The following is a 26321-nucleotide window of genomic DNA, read 5'->3' as shown; positions in this document are numbered from 1 at the left end:
GCCACGGCCTGCCTCACCCACTGAAAAAAACAGGCCGTGGCGGCTACGCTGGAATCAATGCTTGCAGGGAGTACTCATGAAATCGCTACCGCTCCACGCTGCCTTGGCAGCGCTCATCCTGGGCAGCGCCGCGCCGCTTGCGGCCAAGCCGCTGGTGGTGTGTACCGAAGCCAGCCCCGAAGGTTTCGACGTCGTCCAGTACACCACCGCCGTGACGTTCGATGCCTCGTCCGAAACGCTGTTCAATCGCCTGGTCGATTTCACACCTGGGACTACCGACATCCAGCCAGCCCTGGCCGAGCGCTGGGACATCTCAGCCGATGGCCTGACCTACACCTTCCACCTACGCCAGGGGGTGAAGTTCCACACCACCGACTACTTCACCCCTACCCGCGACTTCAATGCCGATGACGTGCTGTGGAGCCTGCGCCGCCAACTCGACCCGCAACACCCCTGGCACGACAAGACCAGCGTCGGCTATCCATATTTCGAAAGCATGGCCTTTGGCAAATTACTCAAGTCGGTGGACAAGACCGACGATCGCACCGTGGTCATCACCCTGACCCGCCCTGAAGCACCGTTTCTGCGCGACATGGCCATGGGCTTCACCTCGATCTACTCCGCCGAGTACGGCGACCAGTTGCTCAAGGCTGGCAAGACCGGCGACCTCAACAGCAAGCCGATCGGCACCGGCCCGTTCATCTTCCAGCGCTACAACAAGGACGCCCAGGTACGCTACAAGCCCAACCCGGACTATTTCCGTGGCAAGCCACCGGCCGATGCCCTGATTTTCGCCATCGCCAACGACAGCAACGTACGCCTGCAAAAGCTGCGCGCCAACGAATGCCAGGTGGCGCTGTACCCCAAGCCTGAGGACGTGCCGTCGATCAAGGCCGACCCCAAGCTCAAGGTGGCCAATACCGAAGCACTGGTCACCGGCTACATCGCCATGAACACCGAACACAAATACCTCAGCGATGTGCGTGTGCGCAAAGCCATCAACATGGCCTTCGACCGCCGGGCCCACGTCGACCAGCTGTTCGGCAAAGGCAATGCCGTGGTCGGCATCAACCCCTATCCGCCGAGCATGATCGGCTTCAACCGCGACAACCAAAACCCACCGCGCGACCTCGACCAGGCACGTGCGCTGCTCAAACAGGCCGGTGTGCCAGACGGTACGGTCATCACCCTGTTCACCCGCAGCGGCGGTGGCCCGACCAACCCCAACCCACGGCTGTCGGCGGAAATGCTCCAGGCCGACCTGGCCAAGGTCGGCATCAAGCTCGACATTCGCGTCATGGAGTGGGCAGAGATGCTACGCCGGGCCAAAAAAGGCGAGGCCGACCTGGTTTCCACAGGCTGGGCAAGCGACAACGGCGACCCGGACAATTTCCTCACCCCGCTGCTCAGTTGCGAGGCGGCGAAAAATGGCGAGAACTACGCACGCTGGTGCAACTCGAAATTCCAGGCGCTGATCAACCAGGCCCGTCAGGTGACCGACAACGGCGAGCGGGCAAGGCTCTATAGCGAGGCATTGAAGGTGTACGATGACGACCAGCCCTGGATCAGCATGGCCCACCCCAAGATATTTACCGCCATGCGTGAGAACGTGGAGGGTTACGTGATCAACCCTCTGACCAACAACAACTTCGCCACCACCAAGGTGAAGTAGAAAAACAACGACCGCTGGCAGCCCACACGGGGACCAGCGGCACTGCCGTACAACGGCTGATGAGGTAACCCCGACAATGTTGAGTTTTATTGCCCGGCGCCTGGGCCTGCTGATCCCGACCTTTTTCGGTATCACCTTGCTGACCTTCGCGCTCATACGCCTGATCCCCGGCGACCCGGTGGAAGTGATGATGGGCGAGCGCAGGGTCGACCCCGAAATGCACGCCCAGGCCATGGAGCGCCTGGGCCTGAACAAGCCGCTGCCGGTCCAGTACCTGGACTATGTGGGCAAGCTCGCCCAGGGTGACCTGGGTGAATCGCTGCGCACCCGCGAAAGCGTGTGGACCGAATTCCTCACCCTGTTCCCCGCCACCCTGGAGCTAGCCTTTGCCGCGCTGCTGTTCGCCGGCATCGTCGGGTTGCTGGCCGGGGTGATCGCCGCGCTCAAGCGCGGCTCGCTGTTCGATCACGGGGTCATGGGCATTTCGCTCGCCGGGTACTCCATGCCGATCTTCTGGTGGGGGCTGATCCTGATCATGTTCTTCTCGGTCAGCCTGGGCTGGACGCCAGTGTCCGGGCGCATCGACCTGCTCTATGACATCGAGCCGAAAACCGGTTTCATGTTGATCGATACCCTGCTCAGCGACGAAGAGGGCGCGTTCAAGGACGCCGTGATGCACCTGATCCTGCCGGCCATCGTGCTGGGCACCATTCCGCTGGCGGTGATCGCCCGCATGACCCGCTCGTCGATGCTCGAAGTGCTGCGCGAAGACTACATCCGCACCGCCCGCGCCAAGGGCCTGTCGCCGGCCCGCGTGGTGTTCGTGCACGGCCTGCGCAATGCGCTGATCCCGGTGCTCACTGTATTCGGCCTGCAGGTCGGCACGTTGCTGGCCGGTGCGGTGCTTACCGAAACCATCTTTTCCTGGCCGGGCATCGGCAAGTGGCTGATCGAAGCCATCGGTGCCCGTGACTACCCCGTGGTCCAGAACGGCATCCTGTTGATCGCCTGCCTGGTGATTCTGGTCAACTTCGTCGTGGACATCCTCTACGGCCTGGCCAACCCACGCATCCGTCATCAGCGCTGAGGCCCCCGCCATGACCAGTCCACTTGCAAAACCCGTCACACCGGCCAGCCCGGTGGACCAAAGCCTGCTCTACCCCTCGCCGTACAAGGAATTCTGGCACGCCTTCTCGCGCAACAAGGGCGCGGTGATGGGCCTGGCCTTCATGTGCCTGGTGGTGTTCTGCGCCCTGTTCGCCCCCTGGGTCGCCCCGCATGACCCGAGCGAGCAGTACCGCGACTTCCTGCTGACCCCACCGGTGTGGCTCGAAGGGGGTACCTGGCAATTCATCCTCGGTACCGACGAGCTGGGTCGCGACCTGCTGTCGCGGTTGATCCAGGGTGCCCGGCTGTCATTGCTGATCGGCTTGTCGTCGGTGGTGATTTCGCTGATCCCGGGGATTCTGCTGGGCCTGCTGGCCGGCTTCTTCCCGCACTTGCTCGGCCCCTCGATCATGCGCCTGATGGACGTGATGCTGGCCCTGCCGTCGCTGTTGCTGGCGGTGGCCATCGTCGCCATCCTCGGCCCCGGCCTGCTCAACACGGTGATCGCCATCGCCATCGTCTCGCTGCCCGCCTATGTGCGCCTGACCCGCGCCGCAGTGATGGGTGAACTGAACCGCGACTACGTCACCGCCGCCCGCCTGGCCGGTGCCAGCCTGCCGCGCCTGATGTTCGTCACCGTGCTGCCCAACTGCATGGCGCCGTTGATCGTGCAGGCCACCTTGAGTTTCTCTTCGGCGATCCTCGACGCCGCGGCCCTGGGTTTCCTGGGCCTGGGCGTGCAACCGCCAACGCCCGAGTGGGGCACCATGCTGGCCTCGGCCCGCGACTACATCGAACGCGCCTGGTGGGTGGTCAGCCTGCCTGGGGTGACCATTCTGCTCAGCGTGCTGGCAATCAACCTGATGGGCGACGGACTGCGTGATGCGCTGGACCCGAAACTCAAGAACGCCGCCTGAGGAGAACGCCATGTCACTGCTGCAGATCAACAACCTCAACGTGCGCTTCGGCGACGCCAACGCGGTACCCGTGGTCGACGGCCTGGACCTGGCAGTGGATGCCGGCGAGATCCTGGCCATCGTCGGCGAATCCGGCTCGGGCAAATCGGTCACCATGATGGCCTTGATGGGGCTGATCGACGCCCCCGGGCGCATCACCGCCGACACCCTGACGTTCAACGGCACCAACATGCTCAAGCTCAGCGGCCGGCAGCGGCGCAAGGTGGTGGGCAAGGACATCGCCATGGTCTTCCAGGACCCGATGACCGCGCTCAACCCAAGCTACACCGTAGGTTTTCAGATCGAGGAAGTACTGCGCCAGCATCTGGGCCTGAAGGGCAAGGCGGCGCGCCAGCGTGCCCTGGAGCTGCTGAAAAAAGTCGAGATCCCGGCCGCAGAAAGCCGCCTGGACGCTTACCCGCACCAATTGTCCGGCGGTATGAGCCAGCGCGTGGCGATTGCCATGGCGATTGCCGGGGAACCCAAGCTGCTGATCGCCGATGAGCCGACCACGGCCCTGGATGTCACCATCCAGGCGCAGATCATGGAGCTGTTGGTGAACCTGCAGAAGGAGCGCAACATGGCGCTCATCCTGATCACCCATGACCTGGCCGTGGTGGCCGAAACCGCGCGACGTGTCTGTGTGATGTACGCAGGCCAGGCCGTGGAAGTGGGCCAGGTGCCCGAGCTGTTCGACGTGCCAGCGCACCCCTACAGCGAAGCGCTGCTGGCGGCGATCCCCGAGCACAGCCTGGGTGCCGAGCGCCTGGCGACCCTGCCCGGCATCGTCCCCGGTCGCTATGACCGGCCGCAAGGCTGCCTGCTGTCGCCGCGCTGCCCCTACGTGCAGGACAACTGCCGGCAACAGCGCCCCCCCCTCGCCCCCCAGGCGCATAGCCTGGTGCGTTGTTTCTACCCGCTGAACCAGGAGGTGGCGTGATGGCCGTCGTACTCACTGCCCGCGAGCTGACTCGCCATTACGAAGTGTCCCGTGGCCTGTTCAAGGGCCACGCCCTGGTGCGCGCGCTCAATGGCGTGTCGTTCGAACTGGAGGCCGGCAAGACCCTGGCCGTGGTCGGCGAGTCCGGCTGCGGCAAGTCGACCCTGGCCCGCGCGCTGACCTTGATCGAAGAGCCCTCGTCCGGCTCGCTGCAGATCGCCGGCACCGAGGTCAAGGGCGCCAGCAAGGCCGAACGCAAGCAACTTCGCCGTGACGTGCAGATGGTCTTCCAGAGCCCTTATGCCTCGCTGAACCCGCGGCAGAAGATCGGCGACCAGTTGGCCGAGCCGCTGTTGATCAACACCTCGTTGAGCAAGGCCGAGCGGCGCGAGAAAGTGCAGAAGATGATGGAGCAGGTCGGCCTGCGGCCCGAGCATTACCAGCGTTACCCGCACATGTTCTCGGGCGGCCAGCGCCAGCGTATCGCCCTGGCCCGGGCGATGATGCTACAGCCCAAGGTGCTGGTGGCAGACGAGCCGACCTCGGCGCTGGACGTGTCGATCCAGGCACAGGTGCTGAACCTGTTCATGGACCTGCAGAAGGAATTCAATACAGCCTATGTATTCATCTCGCACAACCTCGCCGTGGTGCGGCATGTGGCGGACCACGTGTTGGTGATGTACCTGGGGCGGCCGGCGGAGATGGGGCCTAAGGCGGACATCTACGAGAAGCCGCTGCATCCTTATACACAGGCATTGCTGTCGGCAACGCCGGCGATTCACCCCGACCCGTTGAAACCGAAGATCAGGATTGTCGGTGAGCTGCCCAACCCATTGAACCCGCCGGATGGGTGTGCCTTTCACAAGCGCTGCCCGTATGCGACGGAACGGTGTGGGAAGGAGGTGCCAGCGTTTCGGCAGGTGGGGACGCGACAGGTGGCGTGCCACTATGCGGAGCAGTTTCTCTAGATCGGTGTGAGTTTTTTCGCGGGGCAAGCCCGCTCCCCCCTGTACCTCGCCTGGTTGGGACATGCGAGGTACCTGTGGGAGCGGGCTTGCCCCGCGAAGGGGCGCAAAGCGCCCCCAAGAATCTCAATGCATGAATATCGCAATCAGGATAATCACCGGAATCGGCACCCCAATCATCCACAGCAGTAATGAGCGCATGATGTTTCTCCTTACTTAACGTTGAATGGTACGACGCGCGGTGTAGTCCACCCCTTCCGCTTCCAGCCATACGACACGATCACGCTGACGGCCACCGAGCAGCGCGGCAAGGCTGGCGAAGAATGCCCCACACAACAGTGCAACGAAGGTCCACAGGGCCGTCCAGGCCGCCACTTTGGCTGCCGTATCAGCGGCCTGCTGCACCTCTACCTTGGCCTGTTGAACCTGAGCGAACACTTGATCGACCCGTGCCTCGGCCTCGGCCTGGCTCAGGCGGGTACGCTGGGCCACCAGTTGCGCCAGGTAAGCGCGGTCACCTTCGGCCAGCGTCCCTTGCGCGATGGACTTGGCAATAATGCGCGCCGCAATACCATTGGCGGCGTCATCACTGACAGGTGCCGGGCCGTCATTGCGGAACAGGCTGTCAACGAAATAGGCATTGGGATCAGGCTTTGGCGCCATGCTGGCGGCAGCCCCTACCGCGCTTGCCCCGGCCTGCGCACCGGCAGTAGCAAGGCCACCGGCGGTGCTCAGTATCAACATGGCCGCCACCAGCGTGGCCACTGCCCAGGCAAGGAAGCCATGGGCCGTATCACGAAAATACACTTCATCACCCTGCAGATTGGCCCACTTCACCCGCAGCCGACCGGCTATATAGCCGCCCAAGCCTGAGGCGAAGATCTGTGTCAGTAGCAGCCAGATGATCGCCGAAACACCCAGGGTCTGGGCGCTGGCACCTTCATCAGCCCAGGGCGAGGTAGCCGCGAAGCCTAGCCCCGCACCCAGCACCACAAGGATCAATGACAACGCGGCAGCCGCTGCGGCCCCCGCGAAAATGGCCGCCCAGGACACGCCAGAGCGATGCTGTGAATCGACATACGGGTAATCGGCAGAGGGGATCATGGTTTTTCGCCTTTGTAGTGATCAACAAGTCCGTTCGCCCTAGAGCCGGTGCAGGGGATGTGCCAGTTGTGTCAAAAAATGACACCCAACTGAATCAATGACTTAAATCACTGGGCCAACCAAGGACCGTGCAAAATGCCGGATTCACCACACGCCAACGCCGTGTTCTGCAATGCCGGTTGATCTGGCACTATCTGCCCATGACCTCCCAGTACCCAGCCGACGGCCCGCAACAGACGCCCATCACCGCCGAAACTGTGATGCGCTACCACTTGTGCTGGAAGCACCGCGACCTCGACGGCGTGATCGCGCTCTACCACCCCGACGTCCAGTACCACGACTTCTTCCAGAACCGCGTGCTCGGCTTCGACGCGCTGCGCGACTACGTGCGCGCCTGCCTGCCCCATGAAGCCGGCGAGGACATCGTCCACAGCGACCGAATCCGCGTCGATGGCTGCACTGCGTTCATCCAGTACCAGGTCACGGTGCAGGGCGGTGAAGGCCTGGTGGCGTTCCAGTCCAGCGAGGCCATCACCGTCAAGGACGGGCTGATCTGGCGCGTCAACGAATACGCCACGCTGGTCCGGCAGAACAACCGAGGGCAAGCTGGCAGCGGCCCGCGCCCGGCCACCAGCCGCCTGGGCCTTTCACCGCGCCAGCTGTCAACCATGGCCCAGGACCTGGAGTGCTACTTCCAGCGTCAACGCCCCTACCTCGACCCTGAACTTGACTTGCAGCAGGTCGCCGATGCCAGCGGCTACAGCCGCAACCAGATCTCCTACCTGCTCAACCAGGTGCTTGGCCAAAGCTTCTACCGCTACGTGAACCAGGCGCGGCTACAGCACCTGATGGCCAGCCTGAACGACGACAGCGTCGAGGCAACGATCGATGAGCTGGCGTTCAGCGCGGGCTTCAATTCGCTGTCGGCGTTCTACAAGTGCTTCCGTGAACAGACCGGGCTCACACCCAAGGCCTACCTCAAGCAAATTTCCCTGCGTGCACGCACGTAAGACAGCCCTCCCCCAACGCCACTAGGATCGCCCACAGACCTTGACGGATGTGGAGCCGAAACTGATGCAACCCCTGCGCACGCTCAGCCTGTGGATGGACCAGCTCGACGAGCCGCTGTGCGCGCGCCCGGCACTGCGAAACGACCTTGACGTTGACGTGTGCATCATCGGCGCCGGCTACACCGGCCTGTGGACCGCGTACTACCTAAAGCGCCAGGCGCCCCAGCTGAACATTGCCGTGATCGAAGCCAACATCGCCGGCTTCGGCGCCTCTGGGCGCAATGGCGGCTGGCTGATGGGCAACCTGCTCGGCGAAGACCGCCTGCTTGCCGCTCTGTCGCCGCAACAACGCCGCGCCAGCATCGACCTGCTGCATGGCATCCCCGATGAAGTCCACGCCGTGCTGCAACGCGAAGCCATCGACTGCGACTACCGCAAAGGTGGCGTGCTGTACTGCGCCGCCCGCTACCCGGAACAGGAACGCAGCCTGCGTGCCTACCTCGATGACCTGTACCGCCAGGGCATGACCGAGGATGACTACCGCTGGCTGCGGCCCGAGCAACTGGACGCACAACTGCGGGTGAGCAACGCCTACGGCGCGATCTACAGCCCGCACACCGCGACCATCCAGCCCGCCAAGCTGGCCCGCGGCCTGGCCCGAGCGGTAGAGGCGCTGGGCGTGCCGATCTACGAGAACACCCCTGCCATCGACTGGCAGCCCGGTGAAGTTCGCACCCCCTTGGCGCGCATCCGCTGCCAGTGGACGGTGCCCGCCGTGGAAGGTTACGCCGCCAGCCTGCCACCGCTGGGCAAGCATCAGCTACCGGTGCAGAGCTTGCTGGTGGCGACCGAGCCACTGCCCGATTCGACTTGGGAGCAGATCGGCCTGGCCGAGGGCCAAGCCTTCAGCGAAAGCAGCCGTCAGGTTACCTACGGCCAGCGCACCGCCGACAACCGCCTGGTGTTCGGCGCCCGTGGCGGCTATCGCTTCGGTGGCCGCCTGCGCGAAGACTTCACCCTGACCGAAGCCGAAGTCGAACTGCGCCGCTACCTGTTCAGCGAGCTGTTCCCGCAGCTCAAGCATGTGCGCATCACCCACTCCTGGGGCGGCAACTTGGGCATGGCCCGACGCTTCCGACCGCACATGCTGTGCGACCGCCAGCGCGGCATCGCCTTGGCCGGCGGCTACGGCGGCGAGGGGGTCGGCGCCACCAACCTCGGCGGGCGGACGTTGGCGGCACTGATCCTCAACCAGCACAACGCACTGACCGCGCAACCCTGGGTACTCGACAACCGCCCATTGTCGAGCCTGGCCAGCTGGCCACCCGAGCCCTGCCGCTGGTTGGGCTACAACGCGATCATCCAGAGTTTCGTCCACGAGGACCGTACCCTCGCCAATCGCGCCAGCGCACCGTGGCGGCGGCGCCTGGCCAGCTCACTGGCAGACTTCATGGAAGGCTTCATGCACTGACTTACCGTTCACCTACACAGGATCCACCGGTCATGAACATCACTCACTTCAAACACACTGAAAGCGCCGTCCTGGACAGCACCAACCCGGTCGCAGTGCCGCTCGGCGAGCCCGTGGCGGTGACCTCGGTCACCTGCGTGGAACGCAGCGATGGCGTCGAAACCGGCATCTGGGAGTGCAGCCCCGGGCGCTGGCGACGGCAGATCGTGCAACAAGAGTTCTGCCACATCATCAAGGGTCGCTGCACCTTCACCCCCGAGGGTGGCGAGCCCCTCTACATAGAAGCCGGAGACGCACTGACGCTACCGGCCAACAGCACCGGTACCTGGGACATCCTGGAGACCGTGCGCAAGACTTACGTGCTTATTTTCTGATCCGCTGATCGCCTGCCTTCGATAACAACAGACAAAGCAAGGTAAACCCGACATGCGCACCCTTCTTCTTGCACCTCTGATGCTGGCCGCCAGCATGGCCAACGCCGCCGACACGGTGAAAATCTACAACTGGTCCAGCTACGTCGCGCCGGACACCCTCAAGCACTTTCAGCAAACCACGGGCATCAATCCCACCTACGACGTGTACGACAGCAACGAAACCCTCGATGGCAAGCTGATGACCGGCAATTCCGGCTACGACGTGGTGTTTCCGTCCAACCACTTCATGGCCCGGCAGATTCAGGGCAAGGCCCTGAAGAAGCTGGACAAGTCGCAGTTGCCCAACTGGCAAAATCTCAACCCGGTGCTGCTCAAGGCACTTGAGGTCAACGACCCGGGCAACCAGTACGGCTTCCCGTACCTCTGGGGCAGCACGGGCATTGGCTACAACATCGATAAGGTCAAGGCAGTCCTCGGCGACAACGCGCCGCTGGACTCATGGGACCTGATCTTCAAGCCCGAGTACATGAGCAAGCTGAAAAGCTGCGGCGTCGCAGTGCTGGACAACGGCCCCGAGCTGCTGCCGATTGCCCTGCATTACCTGGGCTTACCGCATCACAGCCAGGACCCGAAGGACTACGAGAAGGCCAAGGACTTGCTGATGAAGGTGCGGCCGTACATCAGCTACTTCCATTCATCCAAGTACACCGGTGACCTGGCCAATGGCGATATCTGCGTGGTGGTGGGCTTCTCCGGTGACGTGCTGCAGGCGAAAAACCGCGCTGATGAAGCAAAGAATGGGGTGAAGGTGGGGTATTCGATCCCCAAGGAAGGCGCGCCGATGTGGTTCGACATGGTTGCCATGCCGGCCGATGCCCCCGATGAGAAGGCGGGGTATGCCTACATGAACTACCTGCTGCAGCCGGAGGTGATGGCCAACATCAGTAACCACGTTCAGTACGCCAACGGCAACCTCAAGGCTGACGGCCTGGTGGACCCGGCGATGAAGGGCAATACGATGATCTACCCCAGTGACGAAGTGATGGGCAAGCTGTATGCGCTGGAGGCGATGCCGGCGAAGATCGACCGCATTCGCACCCGGATCTGGACCAGTATCAAAGCCGGAAACTGACAACAGCTTCAAGCTTCAAGCCGCAAGCTACAAGAAAGGCGGGCCAATACAGGCTCGCTTCCACTTGTAGCTTCCAGCTTGAGGCTCGAAGCTGCTTTTAGTGGTGCTCGCGAGTAGCGCGGAATTTCACATCCGGCCAGCGCTCTTCCATCAACGCCAGGTTGACCCGGGTCGGCGCCAGGTAGGTCAGGTGGCCGCCACCGTCGATGGCCAGGTTCTCCATGGCCTTGGTCTGGAATTCCTCGAGCTTCTTCTTGTCATCACAGCTGATCCAGCGCGCCGACCACACGGTGATCGGCTCGTAGGCGCACTCGACTTTGTACTCTTCCTTCAAGCGGCTGGCCACTACGTCGAACTGCAGCACACCGACCGCACCGAGGATGATGTCGTTGCTGCGCTCGGGGAAGAACACCTGGGTCGCCCCCTCTTCGGCCAGCTGCTGCAGGCCCTGGCGCAGCTGCTTGGACTTGAGCGGGTCCTTCAGGCGCACACGGCGGAACAGCTCCGGAGCAAAGTGCGGGATACCGGTGAAGCCCAGTGCTTCGCCTTCGGTGAAAGTGTCGCCGATCTGGATGGTGCCGTGGTTGTGCAGGCCGATGATATCGCCGGCAAAGGCTTCTTCCAGCTGCTCGCGCTCGGACGAGAAGAAGGTCAGTGCGTCACCGATGCGCAGGTCCTTGCCGGTACGCACGTGGCGCATCTTCATGCCCTTCTCGTACTTGCCCGAGCAGATGCGCATGAAGGCGATACGGTCACGGTGTTTCGGGTCCATGTTCGCCTGGATCTTGAACACGAAGCCTGTGAACTTCTCTTCTACCGGCTCCACGGTACGCTCGTGCGCCACACGGGCCAGCGGGCGCGGCGCCCAGTCGACAACGGCGTCGAGCACATGGTCGACACCGAAGTTGCCCAGTGCGGTACCGAAGAACACTGGGGTCAGTTGGCCGTTGATGAACTCGTCCTGATCGAATTCATGGCAGGCGCCCTGCACCAGCTCAAGCTGTTCGAGGAAGCGATCATATTCGTCACCCAGGTGCGCACGCGCCTCATCGGAATCAAGCTTCTCGATGATTTTTACCTCGGTACGCTCATGGCCGTGGCCCGGGGTGTAGACGATGATGTAGTCGCCGGCCAGGTGGTACACGCCCTTGAAGTCGCGGTAGCAACCGATCGGCCAGGTGATTGGTGCGGCCTTGATCTTCAGCACCGCCTCGATTTCGTCGAGCAGTTCGATCGGGTCGCGGATATCACGGTCGAGTTTGTTGATGAAGCTGACGATGGGCGTGTCACGCAGGCGGCAGACGTCCATCAGGGCGATGGTCCGCGGCTCTACACCTTTACCGCCGTCGAGCACCATCAGCGCCGAGTCCACCGCGGTCAGGGTGCGGTAGGTGTCTTCCGAGAAGTCTTCGTGGCCGGGGGTGTCGAGCAGGTTGATCATGTGCTCGCGGTACGGGAACTGCATCACCGAGGTGGTGATGGAGATGCCGCGCTGCTTCTCCATTTCCATCCAGTCGGAGGTGGCGTGGCGGTCGGACTTGCGCGACTTCACGGTACCGGCGACGGCAATGGCCTTGCCCATCAGCAGGAGCTTCTCGGTGATGGTGGTCTTACCGGCGTCGGGGTGGGAAATAATTGCGAAAGTGCGGCGCTTCGCGACTTCGGCGGCCTGGTTGGTCATGGGAAATCGCCTGACTGGGGGATTCGAAAAGGGGCAATATCATACCTGAGTTTGGCCGGGGACCAAAATCTGGGCGTGCATGTCGGCAGTTTTCGTCGGCGGTGAGATCGAGCGCCGCGCGGGCGGCGCTCGATTTCAACAACGATGAAAATCTACCGTCGTCCACTTTGTTACCACCAACCCTGCCTCCTTTGAGAAAAATCCCTACCAATTTGGATCCTGAATAAAAACCCCGCCATATCAGACAATTCAGTGCCCGGAAGTAAAATTTACGATTATTTCTCGTGCAAAATTTGCACATGCCCAGTGATTAACACTGGCCAAATGCCGCCTCAGATGGGAACCTTTACGCCCTCGGAGACGTCCACTCCCCTGCAACCCGCTTCGCTTGGGGACTGGTTTCATCAGCTTTTTCGGGCCCGACGGGGTTCGGCTCATGGCCTGATCGCTGCCTTGCGCACGCATCACGCTGCTACTCGCGAACACACCCACCGCCGCCAGTGATGGCCGGCAAAAAAAGAAGTGTGCTCGCCGACAACACAAGGAGTCCGCCTGTGGCTACACGCTACGGAAAAGGGCTGTTGGGATGCGCCACCGTGCTCGTCATCCTGGCCCTGCTGATCCACTGGATCGGCATCGACACGATCGCGCGTTACCGCGACGATCTTGGGTTCTACCTGCAAGCGCACCTGGTACTGGTGCTGGCTTCGATGGCGGCGGCGTTGGCCGTGGGCATCCCCGCCGGCATTGCGTTAAGTCGACCGCACCGGGTCGACAAAGCCGAACGCTTCATGCAGTTCTTCAACGTTGGCAACACCATTCCCCCTCTGGCCGTTCTGGCCATCGCGCTCAGTATCCTGGGCATCGGCGCCGGGCCCGCGATCTTCGCGCTGTTCCTCGCCTCCCTCCTGCCCATCGTGCGCAACACCTACGAGGGCCTGAAAAACGTCCCCGCCTCGCTCAAGGAAGCCGCCACCGGCATCGGCATGACCCCGCGCCAGCAACTGTGGCAGGTGGAATTGCCCAATGCCGTGCCGATCATCGTCGGCGGTGTGCGTGTGGCCCTGGCCCTGAACGTGGGCACCGCGCCCCTGGCGTTCCTGATCGGCGCCAACAGCCTGGGCAGCCTGATCTTCCCTGGCATCGCCCTGAACAACCAGCCGCAGCTGCTGCTGGGCGCCGCTTGTACGGCGCTGCTGGCATTGCTGCTCGACGCCCTGGTGAGCTTCTCCAGCAGGCGCTGGCTGGAACGTGGCCTGGCCCAATAAGAAGAGGGAACGTATGAAGAAGAGAATCGCCTTGCTGCTGGGCGCGGCCCTGCTGTTCGCAGGTTTTGCCCAGGCAGCGGACAAACCGCTGATCCGTATCGGTGCGCGGGTGTTCACCGAACAGACCGTGCTTGCCGAAATCACCGCTCAATACCTGCGCGCAAACGGTTTCGATGTGCGCGTGACCACCGGCCTTGGCAGCAACATCGCCCGCCAGGCACAAGAGACCGGCCAGCTCGACCTGATGTGGGAATACACCGGTGTATCGCTGGTGTCGTACAACCACATCGACGAACGCATGCCCAACGCCGAGGCCACCTACGCCAAGGTCAAGGCACTGGACGCAAAAAAGGGCCTGATCTGGCTGACCCCCTCGAACTTCAGCAACACCTATGCCCTGGGCCTGCCCAAGCAAGTGGCCGAAGCCTACCCGCAGGTGAACTCGATCAGCGACCTCAACCAGGTGCTGCGTGATGAGCACGACCGCACCCACCTGGTGGCCCTGGACACCGAGTTCGCCAACCGCCCTGATGGGCTGGTAGGCCTGCGCGAGCTGTACGGCTTGCCGCTGGACCGCCGCAACATCCGCCAGATGGATGGCGGCCTGGTGTACACCGCGATGCGCAACAACCAGGTGTTCGCCGGCCTGGTGTACACCACCGACGGGCGCCTGAACGCCTTCGACCTCAAACTGCTGGACGACGACAAGCACTACTTCCCGGACTACACCGCCGCCCCGGTGGTGCGCAAAGCCGTGCTCGACGCCAACCCCAACCTGGCCACCCTGCTCAAGCCGCTGGCCGAGCAGCTCGACGACGAAACCATGCGCCAGCTCAACGCCCAGGTCGACGTCGAACACCAGAACCCCACCGCCGTGGCCGCAGCCTTCCTGCGTGAGCATCCTTTGAAGGAGGTACAGCCATGAGCCTGCTCGACACCTTCGCCCACCTTGACTGGGCCCAGGTCCTGCAACTGACCTGGCAACACATCATGCTGGTTGGCATCGCCGTCAGCCTGGCCATCCTCGTCGGCGTGCCACTGGGCATCCTGATGACCCGCTTCCCGGCCGTCGCAGGCCCGCTGCAGGCCAGCGCCACGGTGCTGCTGACCATTCCCTCGATCGCCCTGTTCGGCCTGCTGCTGCCGTTCTATTCCAAGTTCGGCCAAGGCCTCGGCCCGCTGCCGGCGATCACTGCGGTATTCCTCTATTCACTGCTGCCGATCCTGCGCAACACCTACCTCGCCCTGACCAACGTCGAGCCCGGTATCCGTGAAGCCGCGCGCGGTATCGGCATGACCTTCGGCCAACGCCTGCGCATGGTCGAACTGCCGATTGCGGTGCCGGTGATCCTCGCCGGCGTGCGCACCGCCGTGGTAATGAACATCGGCGTGATGACCATCGCCGCGACCATCGGTGCCGGTGGCCTGGGCGTGCTCATCCTGACCTCCATCAGCCGCAGCGACATGTCGATGTTGCTGGTCGGCGCCGTGCTGGTCAGCCTGCTGGCGATCATCGCCGACCTGCTCCTGCAAACCCTGCAACGTGCCCTGACTCCAGAAGGACTGCGCTCATGATCGAACTCAAGAACCTCAGCAAAACCTTCAACGTCAACGGCAAGGATGTCAAAGCCGTCGACGCGGTCAGCCTGACCGTCAACGAAGGCGAAATCTGCGTATTCCTCGGCCCCTCGGGCTGCGGCAAGAGCACCACGCTGAAGATGATCAACCGCCTGATCACGCCCACCTCCGGCCAGGTGTTCATCAATGGCGAAGACACCAGCGGGCTGGACGAAGTCACCCTGCGCCGCCACATTGGCTACGTGATCCAGCAGATCGGCCTGTTCCCCAACATGACCATCGAGGAGAACATCACCGTGGTCCCGCGCCTGCTCGGCTGGGACAAGCAGAAGTGCCACGACCGCGCCCGCGAGCTGATGCAAATGATCAAGCTCGAGCCAAAGCAGTACCTGCAGCGCTACCCCCGTGAGCTTTCCGGTGGCCAGCAGCAGCGTATCGGCGTGATCCGCGCGCTGGCTGCCGACGCGCCGGTGCTGTTGATGGATGAGCCGTTCGGCGCAGTCGACCCGATCAACCGCGAGATGATTCAGAACGAGTTCTTCGAGATGCAGCGGGCGTTGAACAAGACCGTGATCATGGTCAGCCACGACATCGACGAAGCGCTAAAGCTGGGCGACAAGATCGCCATCTTCCGTGCCGGCAAGCTGTTGCAGCTGGACCACCCGGACACCCTGCTGGCGCACCCGGTGGATGACTTCGTCAGCAACTTCGTCGGCCAGGACAGCACCTTGAAACGCCTGTTGCTGGTGCGTGCCGAAGATGCGGCGGACAACGCCCCGTCAGTCAGCCCGGACACGCCAGTGAGCGATGCGCTGGAGCTGCTGGACGAGCACGACCGCCGCTATGTAGTGGTGACCGATGCGCAGAACAAGGCGCTGGGCTATGTGCGCCGGCGCGACATGCACCGCCAGCAAGGGGCCTGCGGCGACTTCCTGCGCCAGTTCAATGCCACCGCATCGCACGATGAGAACCTGCGCATCCTGCTGTCGCGGATGTACGAGTTCAACCGGGCGTGGTTGCCGGTGCTGGATGCCGAGCAGGTGTTCTTGGGCGAGGTGACGCAGGAGTCGATTGCGGCTTACTTGAGCTCGGGGCGATCGCGTGGGGCGAAGACCAGCATTGTGTCGCCGGCTGAGGCGGTGGTTTCCTGATTTTTTGGGGGCGCTTTGCGCCCCTTTCCGACCGGTCCGGCGCCCCGGCAAGGCCGCTCCTACACACATCTGTGGGGAGCGGGCTTGCCCCGCGAATGGGACGACGCTGTATCAGAACCCTACACTGGCCTGCACATAAAAGGTCCGCGGCTCACCCACATAGAGGCCAGCATTGTTGTCGCTGGAGCGGGTGAAGTACTGCTTGTCGAACAGGTTCTTCACCCCCGCCGCCACCTTCAGGTTGGCCATCTGCGGCCCGAAGTCATACCCCCCACGGGCATGCCAGGTCACGTAACCCGGAATATCCCCATATTGCCCATCGGCACTCGGCTCGGTGATGTAGTCACCATTGAAGCTGCCATCACTATTGATCCCGGTGCCCGGCGCACGCTGCTTGGATTGGGCATAGGCGTCCAGGTTCCAGGTCCAGCGGTTGATCGCATAGCGCACGCCGGCAGTGGCCACCTGGCGTGAGTAGAACGGCAGGTCACGCCCCTTGAAGCCTGGGATCTCCCCTTCGTAAGTGGCACGGGTATAGGTGTAGCCGCCATTCACCGACATGCCTTCGAGCCGCGGGTCCAGCTCGGCCAGGTCAAAACGCAGCGACGCTTCGATACCCTGGTGCTTGGTGGCGCCCAGGTTGGTCCAGCCGACATCGTTGCTGATGTACTGCAGCTCGTCATCGAAGTCGATGTAGAACGCTGTCAGTTCACCGGCGAAGCCGCCGTTGTCATAGCGCGTACCCACCTCATAGGTCTTGGCCTTTTCCGGCTCCAGGCCGTTGGCCGTGCTGTTGCCGGTACCGCCCTGGCCCAGTTGGAAGTACTGCAGGCTGCCGAACGAGGTCTCGTAGTTGGCGAACACCTTCCAGGCATCGGAGAGGTGGTACATCACGCTCAGTGCCGGCAGCGGTTCGTTGCTGGTGATGCTGCGCTTCTTCTCTGCCACCGGGCGGTTGTTGGCGTCCAGCACCGGGCGGTCGCGCCAGTCGGTGTTGATGTGCTCGAAGCGGATGCCTGGGGTGATGGTCCAGTTGCCGACGTCGATCTTGTCGTCGATGTAGTAGGCGCTGGCCTCGGTGCCGCCGCTACGGTCCTGGAACACATGGCCATCAGAAGTCGGGGTTGGCGTCGGCACGTTGTCGATCAGCGCCAGGCGGGTCGACTGCTCGCGCATGGCCTCTTTCAGGTAGCGGTAACCCACACTGACTTCCTGGGTAGTGGGGCCGGCGAAGAAGATCCGCGACAGGCGCGGTTCGATGGCGAAGGTGTGGTAGTTGCGCGGGTACGACGAGAGGGTCTTCATGTCACGCGAGGCGATGGCGCTGCCACGGAAGCTGTCGGTGTAGTAGGTCAGCACTTCGAACTGGGTAGCGTCGTCGAGCTGGCGCTGCCACTTGAACGATACATCCTTGCGCCGGCCGGCGAAGTAGTCGTAGTCGCGCAGTGACTGGTACGGGTTGCTGTCGTACTGGGCCTGGGTCAGGCCGCCGGGCATGTCGGCACGGCCATCGTAGTAATGGAAGTTGAGCCAGAACTCATCGACGTCGGTCGGGGCCCAGTGGGTCTTGAGGATCACATCGTCGATGTCGTTGCCGTTGTTGCTCTCGCGGTAACCGTTGCCGTTCACCCCGGTGTACAGCAGTGCTACGCCCATGCCGTTGTCGGCGGTGCCGCCGACGAAGGCCGACTCGGTGTGCTTCCAGCCGCCATGCTGCGAGGTTTCCAAGGTGGTGGAAAGCTCAGCCGAGGCCTTCTCTGGGATCGCCCGGGTAACGAAGTTGATCACCCCACCGACGTTCTGCGGGCCGTAGCGCACAGAACCTGCGCCGCGTACCACGTCGATGCTGTCCAGGTTGCCCGAAGAGATCGGCGCCATCGACAGCTGCGGCTGGCCATAAGGGGCGAACGCCGCCGGGATGCCATCGATCAACACGGTCGAGCGGGGCGACAGCCGCGAGGTCAGGCCGCGCACGCCAACGTTCAGCGACAGGTCGCTGCCACCGGTGCCGTTGGAGTCCTGCACCTGCACGCCAGGGATGCCGCGCAGCACGTCGCGAACGTTCATTGCACCCTGCTCGACCATGGCCTCGCGACGCACCACGGTGCGCGCGCCGGGGTGGTTCTGCACCACGGCCTGGTCGGCATCGCCCAGCCAGTCACCGACCACCTTGATGTCGGTGGGCGCCAGCTCCAGGCTACCGCTGCCCAGGTCGAGGGTGGTCGGCAGCGGCTTTACCACCACTGTGTCCTGGGCCTGCTCGAAGGTCAGCCCGCTGCCTTGCAGCAACTGTTGCAGCGCCTGCACCGGCGCCAGGTTGCCGGACACCGCCGGGGCCTGTTTGCCGGCCACAAGCTCAGGGCTGTAGAACAGTTGCAGGTTGGTCTGCTGGCCCAATTGGCTCAGGGCCGAGGCCAGCGGTTGTGCCTGGATCTGGATTGCGCCGCCAGCCTGTTCGGCGTGGCTGTTGACGGCCACGGCACTGACCGCGAGAGCCAGCGCCAGGGCGCGAAAGCGTGGCAAGGATTTGTTGTTGTTCACGTCGTCAGACATCCTGAAGTGCGGGATAAACGCCAACCGCATGCAAATGTAAATGCTTGGCAGTTGCAGCTGGCGAGGAAGACGAACGAGCTGAAATAAACCTGAATCTATTTCGCGATTATTTCGCGAGAGCCGTCTTCATGGGCTTTGATGCCCACCGGCAAGATGCTCGGCAAGGCGCGCAGCAGTGCATCGGTGTCGTCGGTGCTGAAGGTGCTTGAGAGGCGCATCTGTGCCACCTTGCCGGGGGCAACCCGCAGCGGCTGGGTGCGGTAGCGGGAAACTTCGGCCACCACCTCGGCCAGGGTGGCGTTGTCGAACACCAGCTTGCCCTGGCGCCAGGCAGTCAGGGCTGCGGCATTGACCGCGTAGGGCGCCGCCACCTTGCCTTGTGCATCTATATGCGCGCCCAGGCCGGCCGTCAGTTGCGCCAGCGAAGCATCCTTGCCCTGCACCCGTACCGAGCCTTGCTCGACCGCTACGCGGGTGGCGGCCGGGTCCAGCCGTACATCAAAGCGGGTGCCGGTGACGGTCACGCTGCCTTGGGCCGTGTCGACCACGAACGGTCGGCTGCTGTCGTGGGCGACGATGAACATCGCCTCACCGGCGTTCAGTTGAATGTGCCGCCGCCCCGCGCTGAAATCGACCTGCAACTGCGTACCGCCGTTGAGCGTCAGCTGCGAGCCGTCCGGCAGTTCGACCTGGCGGCGCTCACCGAAGGCAGTCTGTAACAGGTCCTGATGATTGAGGCGCTGGTACTGCCAGCCACTCCAGCCGAGCCCCAGGGCAACCACTGCCACACCGGCCGCCAAAGCCTGGCGCAGCAAACGCCGCCGAGGCAGCTGGCGCACGGGCTCTGGCGCGCACAGGGTATCAAGGCGCTGGCGCGGTATGAAGTCGGCGGCGCGCCAGAGGCTGGCGAGCTGCTGGTATTCCTCGCGATGGCGTGGGTCCGCCTCCAGCCACCCTTGCAAGCGGGCCAGCAGCTCGGCATCCCGCGGCGCATCCTGCACGCGGGCGAACCATTCGGCCGCCTGCTCGCGGACGCTATCGGTACCGTGCCGTTTCATCGAAAAGGTCTCCTGACTCATCATGCCGACACATCCAGATGCTCACGCAGGTGTCGGAGGGTGCGGATCATATACTTTTCGACCATGTTCTTGCTCAAGCCCATGCGCTCGGCAATCTCGGCCTGGGTCAGGCCTTCGAGCTTCTGCCAGATGAACACCCGCCGGCAGTTGAGCGGCAACTCGGCCAGCGCCCGCTCGACACTGTCGGCCAGCTCCAGCGCGTGTACGTAGGCTTCAGGGTCACCGCTGTGGCTGGCGCTTTCCTCAAAGGCTTCCAGCGCCAGTGCCTGGCGCCGGTCTTCACGGCGAAAACCGTCCACGGCAATGTTGCGGGCGGTCTGGTGCAGGTAGGCGCGGGGCTGCTCGACCTGTTCGCGGGGGTTTTCCAGTACCCGTACGAAGGCATCGTGAGCGAGGTCCTCGGCCTGCTGACGACTGCGCAGCTTGCGCGTCCAGGTGCCGATCAGCTCATGGTAATGGTCGAGGAAGCCTTTGGGTCCGGACACGGTCGGGGTTCGTCAGGGAGGCAGATAAGGCTGCGAATAGTAATGTTTCTCATCAAGCACGGCAAATCCGTCAGTCGGTAACAAAAAATTTATAGGGATTTCAGGCACTGCAGTGCCAGGAAAATGTGGCCATAAATATGAACACCTCAGGGCCATTCGCGGGTGAGCCCGCGCCCACAGGATTAGCGCAATCCCTATGGGAGCGGGTTCACCCGCCAAAGGGCCGAAACGGTCCATTCCACAATATTTAACGCTTCAAACATCCCAGGGAACATCTGCCGGTCACATGAGTCGGTTATTCAAATGGCAGGTCGTCGATACGCGACGAACATGCCCGGATTGCCTGTTGATCTTGCATTCTTCACGCCCTAAAGTGCGCGCCGAACGTCCATGCTGGAAACGATCCATCCGGCTCAAGTACTGAGTAGGCGAACCAAAGTGGGGATACGGAGGACGTTCAGTTTGCAGCCACTTATCTTTTCAGTTTGCCCATGGAGTCCCTGAGCATGTCGATCCAGGTCGAAGACTATTTCGCGCGTGACACCTTCCAGAAAATGAAGGCGTTCGCTGACAAGCAAGAAACCCCGTTCGTACTCATCGATACCCAGATGATCAGCAAGGCCTACGACGACCTGCGCGCCGGTTTCGAATTCGCCAAGGTCTACTACGCAGTCAAGGCCAACCCGGCGGTCGAGATCATCGACCTGCTCAAAGACAAAGGCTCGAGCTTCGACATCGCCTCGATCTACGAGCTGGACAAAGTGATGGACCGTGGCGTCAGCGCCGACCGTATCAGCTACGGCAACACCATCAAGAAATCCAAGGACATCCGCTACTTCTACGAGAAGGGCGTGCGCCTGTACGCCACCGACTCGGAAGCCGACCTGCGCAATATCGCCAAGGCCGCGCCGGGTTCCAAGGTTTACGTGCGTATCCTCACCGAAGGCTCCACCACTGCCGACTGGCCGCTGTCGCGTAAATTCGGCTGCCAGACCGACATGGCCATGGACCTGCTGATCCTCGCCCGCGACCTGGGCCTGGTGCCGTACGGCATTTCCTTCCACGTCGGTTCGCAGCAACGCGACATCAGCGTGTGGGACGCGGCCATCGCCAAGGTCAAGGTGATCTTCGAGCGCCTGAAGGAAGAAGACGGCATCGAGCTGAAACTGATCAACATGGGTGGCGGCTTCCCGGCCAACTACATCACCCGTACCAACAGCCTGGAAACCTACGCCGAAGAGATCATCCGCTTCCTGAAGGAAGACTTCGGTGACGACCTGCCGGAAATCATCCTCGAGCCAGGCCGTTCGCTGATCGCCAACGCCGGCATCCTGGTCAGCGAAGTGGTGCTGGTAGCGCGCAAGTCGCGTACCGCGGTCGAGCGTTGGGTGTACACCGACGTGGGCAAATTCTCCGGCCTGATCGAAACCATGGACGAGTCCATCAAGTTCCCGATCTGGACCGAGAAGAAAGGCGAGATGGAAGAAGTGGTCATCGCCGGCCCGACATGCGACAGCGCCGACATCATGTACGAGCACTACAAGTACGGCCTGCCGCTGAACCTGGCGATCGGCGACCGCCTGTACTGGCTGTCGACCGGTGCCTACACCACCAGCTACAGCGCGGTGGAATTCAACGGCTTCCCGCCGCTGAAGGCTTACTACCTGTAATGAAGAACGGGGCCGAAAGGCCCCGTTTTCATGTGTGTGTGTCAATGCCGGCCTCTTCGCAGGACAAGCCCGCTCCCACCGGACCCTGCTGTGCCACAGGAACAGATAACCTGTGGGAGCGGGCTTGCCCCGCGAAGAGGCCGGCACTGTAAACATTATTCCCGACGCTGTTCGAGTTCCTCGGCGTACCCGGCAGCATACCCCACCAGCAACGGTCCAGCGCCCTGCAGAGTGGCCACTGCACTGCGCAGAAAATTCACATTCCCCTCAACCCGCGCACGCTCCAGCCAAGGCCCAGCCTCAGCCACCTGCCCACGCTCGACCAGCACCAGCGCCAGGCTGAACATGCCGCGAAAGTCCCCCGCCTCTGCCGAACGTCGATACCAGCGCACCGCCCGCGCCGGGCTGGGCGCCGTGGCGATGCCCTGCTCCAGGTAACGCCCATACAAGTTCATCGACTTGGCATGCCCCATGTGCGCCGCTTTCTCGTAACAGAGCAACGCCTGGGCCTGGTTTGCCGGCACCCCACGCCCGGTGGCCAGCAGGTTGCCCAGGTTGTAAAGGCCCCAGCCCAGCCCCGCGTCGGCCGCACGCGCATAGTGGATGGCCGCCTGCGAAAGGCTCACCTCCCCCCCCCAGCCATGTTCCAGGCAACGCCCAAGCATGTTGTGCGCCATGGCATTGCCAGCCTGGGCGGCGATGCCGAACCAGCGCCGGGCCACACCGGCATCGGCTTCGATGCCACGCCCGTCGAGCAGAATCTGCCCCAGCAGCAACTGTGCCTCGACCGCCCCCTGCCCCGCTGCCGCCAGGATCGCCTGGGCAGCCTTGCCGGGGCTGTCTTCGAGCATGGCCTTGAGGCCTGCAACATCGATCACTTCTTCACGACGCAATTGGTATGACACGTCTCAGACCTCAGCCCAGCGGCGCAGCAGGTTGTGGTAGGTACCCGTCAACTGCAGCAGCGAAGGGTGCTCGGGCACATCGGCGGTGAGTTGCTGGATGGCATTGTCCATCTCGAACAACAGCGCCCGCTGGCTGTCTTCGCGCACCAGGCTTTGCGTCCAGAAAAACGCAGCATAGCGCTGGCCGCGTGTCACCGGGTTGACCTTGTGCAAGCTGGTGCCGGGGTACAGCACCAGGTCGCCGGCCGCCAGCTTCACCTGCTGCACGCCATAAGTGTCCTGGATCACCAGTTCGCCGCCGTCGTAACTGTCCGGGTCGCTGAGAAACAGCGTTGACGACAGGTCGGTACGCACCCGCTCCGCGCTGCCCTTGGGCTGGCGCAGGGCATTGTCGATGTGAAAGCCGAAGTTGCCGCCTTCGCGGTAGCAATTGATCAGCGGTGGGAAGACCTTGTGCGGCAGCGCTGCCGACATGAACCGGGGCGTGTTCCACAGGCGGTCGATCAATGCGCTGCCGAGCTCCTTGGCCAGCGGGTGGCCTTCAGGCAACTGCAGGTTGTGCTTGGCCTTGGCCGACTGATAACCCGCCGTGACCTTGCCATCGGCCCAGTCAGCCTGCTCCAGGGCCTCACGGATACGCGCGAGTTCGTCGGCATCGAACAGGCCGGGAATGTGAAGCAGCATGGCGGCGGCACCTGGGCAAATGTAAAGGCGTCAATGATATTGATTACCTTTTACACACCACAAGCCCCATTCGCCGCTTAAGACGTTTCAGCCGACGAAAACCGTAACGGCAAACTGTAAAGATTGTAAATTCCTCACGAATGGTAACGACTCTCAATTGTTAGTCACAATTGCTTACATTAAGATCCGCCGCCTTATCACCTTGGGGAAGGTCCTTACCAATGCGTCACTACGTGCCATCTGCTGTGAGTTCGCCACGCCTGATCGTGACCGCCATCGGCGTCGCCATCACTGCCTCGACCGCCTACGCTGCCGAGCCTGCCGCCAACCGTGCCGTTACCCTTGATGCCACCAGCGTCAACGGCAAGGCCGAACAGGCCAGCACCGACTACAAGGTCGAGAAAGCCTCGTCGCAGAAGTACACCGCGCCGCTGGTCGATACACCGCGCTCGGTCACGGTGATTCCGCAGCAGGTGATCAAGGACACCAACGCCCTCAGCCTGCAGGACGCCCTGCGTACGGTACCTGGCATCACCTTTGGTGCCGGTGAAGGCGGCAACCCCCAGGGCGACCGCCCGTTCATCCGCGGCTTTGACGCCCAGGGCGATACCTACCTGGACGGCGTGCGTGATACCGGCGCGCAAACCCGTGAGATCTTCGCCATCGAGTCGGTGGAAGTGGCCAAGGGCCCGAACTCGGCCATCGGTGGCCGAGGCGCCGCAGGCGGCACCATCAACCTGGTGAGCAAGCGTGCGCACCTGGGCAACTCGCTGGACGGCGCCTGGACCTGGGGCAGTGACCAGACCCAACGCTACACCTTCGATGGCAACTACCAGTTCAGCGACACCGTCGCCGGTCGTCTCAACCTGATGACCCACGAGAGCAACGTCGCCGGCCGTGACAAGGTCAACTACGACCGCTGGGGCATCGCCCCGTCCCTGGCCTTCGGCCTGGGCACGCCGACCCGCGTCAACCTCGACTACTACCACCTGGAAAGCGACGACCTGCCGGACTCGGGCATTCCCTACACCATCCCGACCTCGGGCAGCGGCGGGCGCACCTCGGCGCACCCGAGCAAGCCGAACGACGGTAGCGACAGCGACAACTTCTACGGCCTGACCGGCCGTGACTTCCGCAAGAGCCGGGTCGACATCGCCACCTTCGCGATCGAACACGACCTGACCGACTCGCTGACCGTCAAGAACACCCTGCGCCATGGCAACAGCATGCAGGACTACATCCTGACCCAGCCGGACGACAGCAAGGGCAACGTCAACAACGGCAGCGTCTGGCGCCGTGCCAACAGCCGCGTCGGCAACACCGCCACCACCACCAACCAGACTGACCTGTTTGGCGAGTTCTACCTGGGCGGCATGAAGAACAGCTTCTCCACCGGTATCGAGCTGAGCCGCGAAGAGAGCAAGCGTTCGTCCTACACCGTTGACACCGATACCGTGCCGGGGGGCAGCGCCAACAGCAACTGCACCCCAGGCATGATCGGCGCCAGCAGCGGCTACAACTGCACCTCGCTGAGCAACCCGAACCCGGACGACCCTTGGAACGGCAATATTGCGCGCAACTACGCGGGCACCGACACCAAGAGCAACACCCGCGCCCTCTACGTGTTCGACACCCTGGAGCTGACGCCTGACTGGCTGCTGAACATGGGCCTGCGCTACGACCACTTCGACACCCAGTACCGCACTTACGATGCCGCCGGCGCTACCGTGGTGAACAGCAAGGGCGTTGCTTCCAAGGGCCGTGACACCAGCGAGTTCATCACCGGCCAGCTGGGCCTGGTCTGGAAACCGGCCGAAAACGGCAGCATCTACGTTTCCTACGCCACCTCCGCAACGCCACCCGGCGCAATGCTGGGTGAAGGCACCGAAGGCAACCCGCTGGGCAACACCAGTGACCGCGCCGGCAACCTGCTGAGCAGCGACATGGAGCCGGAAGAAACTACCAACTACGAGATCGGCACCAAGTGGGACCTGCTCGACCAGCGCCTGTCCCTGGCCGCCGCGCTGTTCCGCACCGAGAAGGAAAACGCTCGCGTGCAGGTAGATACCACCAGCTACGAAAACGTCGGTGAAACCCGCGTGCAGGGCATCGAGCTGTCGGCCAGCGGCAAGCTGACCGACAAGTGGCAGGTTTTCGCCGGTTATACCTACATGCAGGCCCGCCAGATCGACGGTGGCGCGCTGGGCAAGGCCAACGACGGCAACCAGCTGCCGAACACGCCGAACAACAGCGCCAGCCTGTGGACCACTTACGCGATCACGCCGAAGCTCACCGTCGGTGGCGGCGCGTTCTATGTGGATGACGTCTACGGCAGCGTGGCCAACACCACCATGGTCGACAGCTATGTACGTTACGACGCCATGGCGGCCTATAAGCTGACCAAGAACGTCGACCTGCAGCTGAACGTGCAGAACCTGACCAACGAGGTGTACTACGACAAGGCGTTCTCCACCCACTTCGCCAACCAGGCGGCGGGCCGGACCGCGTTGCTGACCACCAGCGTCCACTTCTAAAG

General features: G+C 62.9%; 22 protein-coding genes. 15 read left to right on the top strand and 7 right to left on the bottom strand.

Going from position 1 to position 26321, the window contains the following annotated elements; genetic code table 11:
• Positions 1 to 76 precede the first annotated feature (76 nt).
• The 5 genes from CKW22_RS09350 (at position 77) to CKW22_RS09330 (ending at position 5643) form a co-directional block, all read left to right on the top strand.
• Positions 77 to 1672 (top strand): ABC transporter substrate-binding protein, encoded by a 1596-nt coding sequence (locus tag CKW22_RS09350; RefSeq protein ID WP_095064046.1) that lies wholly within the window; start codon positions 77 to 79, stop codon positions 1670 to 1672.
• Positions 1673 to 1748: 76 nt separating this feature from the next.
• Positions 1749 to 2759: an ABC transporter permease subunit gene (locus tag CKW22_RS09345; RefSeq protein WP_016485006.1), complete on the top strand. Its 1011-nt coding sequence runs from the start codon at positions 1749 to 1751 to the stop codon at positions 2757 to 2759.
• Between the two features lie 10 nt (positions 2760 to 2769).
• Positions 2770 to 3696 (top strand): ABC transporter permease subunit, encoded by a 927-nt coding sequence (locus CKW22_RS09340; protein ID WP_033701137.1) that lies wholly within the window; start codon positions 2770 to 2772, stop codon positions 3694 to 3696.
• 10 nt (positions 3697 to 3706) lie between these two features.
• Complete coding sequence (locus tag CKW22_RS09335) at positions 3707 to 4675, top strand: ABC transporter ATP-binding protein (protein WP_033701138.1); 969 nt, start codon at positions 3707 to 3709, stop codon at positions 4673 to 4675.
• The gene (locus CKW22_RS09330; protein WP_033701139.1) at positions 4675 to 5643 is read left to right on the top strand and encodes a peptide ABC transporter ATP-binding protein; all 969 of its coding nucleotides are present in this window, start codon (positions 4675 to 4677) and stop codon (positions 5641 to 5643) included. Before CKW22_RS09335 ends, CKW22_RS09330 begins: the two co-directional genes overlap by 1 nt.
• Before the next feature lie 213 nt (positions 5644 to 5856).
• Here the strand turns inward: CKW22_RS09330 and CKW22_RS09325 are convergent, their stop codons facing one another.
• A complete protein-coding gene (locus CKW22_RS09325; protein ID WP_033701140.1) occupies positions 5857 to 6744 on the bottom strand; it encodes a hypothetical protein in 888 nt (295 codons plus the stop codon).
• Positions 6745 to 6944: 200 nt separating this feature from the next.
• Here CKW22_RS09325 and CKW22_RS09320 point away from each other — a divergent pair, with 200 nt between their 5' ends.
• From CKW22_RS09320 to CKW22_RS09305, 4 genes are all read left to right on the top strand, one after another.
• Complete coding sequence (locus CKW22_RS09320; protein WP_033701142.1) at positions 6945 to 7754, top strand: nuclear transport factor 2 family protein; 810 nt, start codon at positions 6945 to 6947, stop codon at positions 7752 to 7754.
• A 64-nt stretch (positions 7755 to 7818) separates the two neighbouring features.
• Positions 7819 to 9225, top strand: coding sequence for an FAD-binding oxidoreductase (locus tag CKW22_RS09315; protein ID WP_033701143.1), 1407 nt, complete (start codon positions 7819 to 7821; stop codon positions 9223 to 9225).
• Between the two features lie 32 nt (positions 9226 to 9257).
• Positions 9258 to 9599, top strand: a complete 342-nt coding sequence (locus CKW22_RS09310; RefSeq protein WP_095064045.1) for a cupin domain-containing protein — start codon at positions 9258 to 9260, stop codon at positions 9597 to 9599.
• 52 nt (positions 9600 to 9651) lie between these two features.
• Positions 9652 to 10731, top strand: a complete 1080-nt coding sequence (locus tag CKW22_RS09305; RefSeq protein ID WP_033701145.1) for a polyamine ABC transporter substrate-binding protein — start codon at positions 9652 to 9654, stop codon at positions 10729 to 10731.
• Between the two features lie 97 nt (positions 10732 to 10828).
• Here the strand turns inward: CKW22_RS09305 and CKW22_RS09300 are convergent, their stop codons facing one another.
• Positions 10829 to 12412, bottom strand: coding sequence for a peptide chain release factor 3 (locus CKW22_RS09300; protein ID WP_033701146.1), 1584 nt, complete (start codon positions 12410 to 12412; stop codon positions 10829 to 10831).
• 554 nt (positions 12413 to 12966) lie between these two features.
• Here CKW22_RS09300 and CKW22_RS09295 point away from each other — a divergent pair.
• Genes CKW22_RS09295 through CKW22_RS09280 form a run of 4 tightly spaced genes read left to right on the top strand, consistent with a single transcriptional unit; the run spans position 12967 to position 16409 of the window.
• Positions 12967 to 13680 (top strand): ABC transporter permease, encoded by a 714-nt coding sequence (locus CKW22_RS09295; protein ID WP_033701148.1) that lies wholly within the window; start codon positions 12967 to 12969, stop codon positions 13678 to 13680.
• Between the two features lie 13 nt (positions 13681 to 13693).
• Positions 13694 to 14605: a glycine betaine ABC transporter substrate-binding protein gene (locus CKW22_RS09290; RefSeq protein ID WP_095064044.1), complete on the top strand. Its 912-nt coding sequence runs from the start codon at positions 13694 to 13696 to the stop codon at positions 14603 to 14605.
• Positions 14602 to 15255, top strand: coding sequence for an ABC transporter permease (locus CKW22_RS09285; protein ID WP_008090677.1), 654 nt, complete (start codon positions 14602 to 14604; stop codon positions 15253 to 15255). The genes CKW22_RS09290 and CKW22_RS09285 overlap by 4 nt, the downstream gene beginning before the upstream one ends.
• Positions 15252 to 16409, top strand: a complete 1158-nt coding sequence (locus tag CKW22_RS09280) for a betaine/proline/choline family ABC transporter ATP-binding protein (RefSeq protein ID WP_095064043.1) — start codon at positions 15252 to 15254, stop codon at positions 16407 to 16409. Before CKW22_RS09285 ends, CKW22_RS09280 begins: the two co-directional genes overlap by 4 nt.
• Before the next feature lie 111 nt (positions 16410 to 16520).
• Here the strand turns inward: CKW22_RS09280 and CKW22_RS09275 are convergent, their stop codons facing one another.
• The 3 genes from CKW22_RS09275 to CKW22_RS09265 all read right to left on the bottom strand — a co-directional run bounded on the left by CKW22_RS09275 (position 16521) and on the right by CKW22_RS09265 (position 20526).
• Complete coding sequence (locus tag CKW22_RS09275; protein ID WP_095064042.1) at positions 16521 to 18950, bottom strand: TonB-dependent receptor; 2430 nt, start codon at positions 18948 to 18950, stop codon at positions 16521 to 16523.
• A 107-nt stretch (positions 18951 to 19057) separates the two neighbouring features.
• Entirely contained in the window at positions 19058 to 20020 is a 963-nt protein-coding gene (locus CKW22_RS09270) for a FecR family protein (protein ID WP_095064041.1), read from the bottom strand.
• Positions 20021 to 20040: 20 nt separating this feature from the next.
• Positions 20041 to 20526, bottom strand: coding sequence for a sigma-70 family RNA polymerase sigma factor (locus CKW22_RS09265; protein ID WP_033701160.1), 486 nt, complete (start codon positions 20524 to 20526; stop codon positions 20041 to 20043).
• Between the two features lie 506 nt (positions 20527 to 21032).
• Between CKW22_RS09265 and CKW22_RS09260 the strand changes: the two genes are divergently transcribed.
• A complete protein-coding gene (locus tag CKW22_RS09260) occupies positions 21033 to 22196 on the top strand; it encodes a type III PLP-dependent enzyme (protein WP_047581355.1) in 1164 nt (387 codons plus the stop codon).
• A 155-nt stretch (positions 22197 to 22351) separates the two neighbouring features.
• Here the strand turns inward: CKW22_RS09260 and CKW22_RS09255 are convergent, their stop codons facing one another.
• Positions 22352 to 23101 carry a tetratricopeptide repeat protein gene (locus CKW22_RS09255; protein ID WP_033701163.1) on the bottom strand — a complete coding sequence of 250 codons (750 nt, stop codon included), beginning with the start codon at positions 23099 to 23101 and terminating at the stop codon, positions 22352 to 22354.
• A gap of 3 nt (positions 23102 to 23104) precedes the next feature.
• The gene (locus tag CKW22_RS09250; protein ID WP_095064040.1) at positions 23105 to 23785 is read right to left on the bottom strand and encodes a Fe2+-dependent dioxygenase; all 681 of its coding nucleotides are present in this window, start codon (positions 23783 to 23785) and stop codon (positions 23105 to 23107) included.
• Positions 23786 to 24006: 221 nt separating this feature from the next.
• Between CKW22_RS09250 and CKW22_RS09245 the strand changes: the two genes are divergently transcribed.
• On the top strand, positions 24007 to 26319 hold the full coding sequence (locus tag CKW22_RS09245) for a TonB-dependent siderophore receptor (protein ID WP_095064039.1): 2313 nt from the start codon (positions 24007 to 24009) through the stop codon (positions 26317 to 26319).
• Positions 26320 to 26321 lie beyond the last annotated feature (2 nt).

Source organism: Pseudomonas sp. Irchel s3f19, assembly GCF_900187555.1.
Classification (GTDB): domain Bacteria; phylum Pseudomonadota; class Gammaproteobacteria; order Pseudomonadales; family Pseudomonadaceae; genus Aquipseudomonas; species Aquipseudomonas capeferrum.
The sequence above is the reverse complement of the archived record's forward strand: the minus strand, read 5'-3'. Positions and strand labels throughout refer to the sequence as shown.

Bases quoted from the DNA above. Each gene is read 5' to 3' on its own strand.
- CKW22_RS09350 (WP_095064046.1), top strand. From the start codon at position 77: ATGAAATCGCTACCGCTCCACGCTGCCTTGGCAGCGCTCATCCTGGGC.
- CKW22_RS09345 (WP_016485006.1), top strand. From the start codon at position 1,749: ATGTTGAGTTTTATTGCCCGGCGCCTGGGCCTGCTGATCCCGACCTTT.
- CKW22_RS09340 (WP_033701137.1), top strand. From the start codon at position 2,770: ATGACCAGTCCACTTGCAAAACCCGTCACACCGGCCAGCCCGGTGGAC.
- CKW22_RS09335 (WP_033701138.1), top strand. From the start codon at position 3,707: ATGTCACTGCTGCAGATCAACAACCTCAACGTGCGCTTCGGCGACGCC.
- CKW22_RS09330 (WP_033701139.1), top strand. From the start codon at position 4,675: ATGGCCGTCGTACTCACTGCCCGCGAGCTGACTCGCCATTACGAAGTG.
- CKW22_RS09325 (WP_033701140.1), bottom strand. From the start codon at position 6,744: ATGATCCCCTCTGCCGATTACCCGTATGTCGATTCACAGCATCGCTCT.
- CKW22_RS09320 (WP_033701142.1), top strand. From the start codon at position 6,945: ATGACCTCCCAGTACCCAGCCGACGGCCCGCAACAGACGCCCATCACC.
- CKW22_RS09315 (WP_033701143.1), top strand. From the start codon at position 7,819: ATGCAACCCCTGCGCACGCTCAGCCTGTGGATGGACCAGCTCGACGAG.
- CKW22_RS09310 (WP_095064045.1), top strand. From the start codon at position 9,258: ATGAACATCACTCACTTCAAACACACTGAAAGCGCCGTCCTGGACAGC.
- CKW22_RS09305 (WP_033701145.1), top strand. From the start codon at position 9,652: ATGCGCACCCTTCTTCTTGCACCTCTGATGCTGGCCGCCAGCATGGCC.
- CKW22_RS09300 (WP_033701146.1), bottom strand. From the start codon at position 12,412: ATGACCAACCAGGCCGCCGAAGTCGCGAAGCGCCGCACTTTCGCAATT.
- CKW22_RS09290 (WP_095064044.1), top strand. From the start codon at position 13,694: ATGAAGAAGAGAATCGCCTTGCTGCTGGGCGCGGCCCTGCTGTTCGCA.
- CKW22_RS09285 (WP_008090677.1), top strand. From the start codon at position 14,602: ATGAGCCTGCTCGACACCTTCGCCCACCTTGACTGGGCCCAGGTCCTG.
- CKW22_RS09280 (WP_095064043.1), top strand. From the start codon at position 15,252: ATGATCGAACTCAAGAACCTCAGCAAAACCTTCAACGTCAACGGCAAG.
- CKW22_RS09270 (WP_095064041.1), bottom strand. From the start codon at position 20,020: ATGAAACGGCACGGTACCGATAGCGTCCGCGAGCAGGCGGCCGAATGG.
- CKW22_RS09260 (WP_047581355.1), top strand. From the start codon at position 21,033: ATGTCGATCCAGGTCGAAGACTATTTCGCGCGTGACACCTTCCAGAAA.
- CKW22_RS09250 (WP_095064040.1), bottom strand. From the start codon at position 23,785: ATGCTGCTTCACATTCCCGGCCTGTTCGATGCCGACGAACTCGCGCGT.
- CKW22_RS09245 (WP_095064039.1), top strand. From the start codon at position 24,007: ATGCGTCACTACGTGCCATCTGCTGTGAGTTCGCCACGCCTGATCGTG.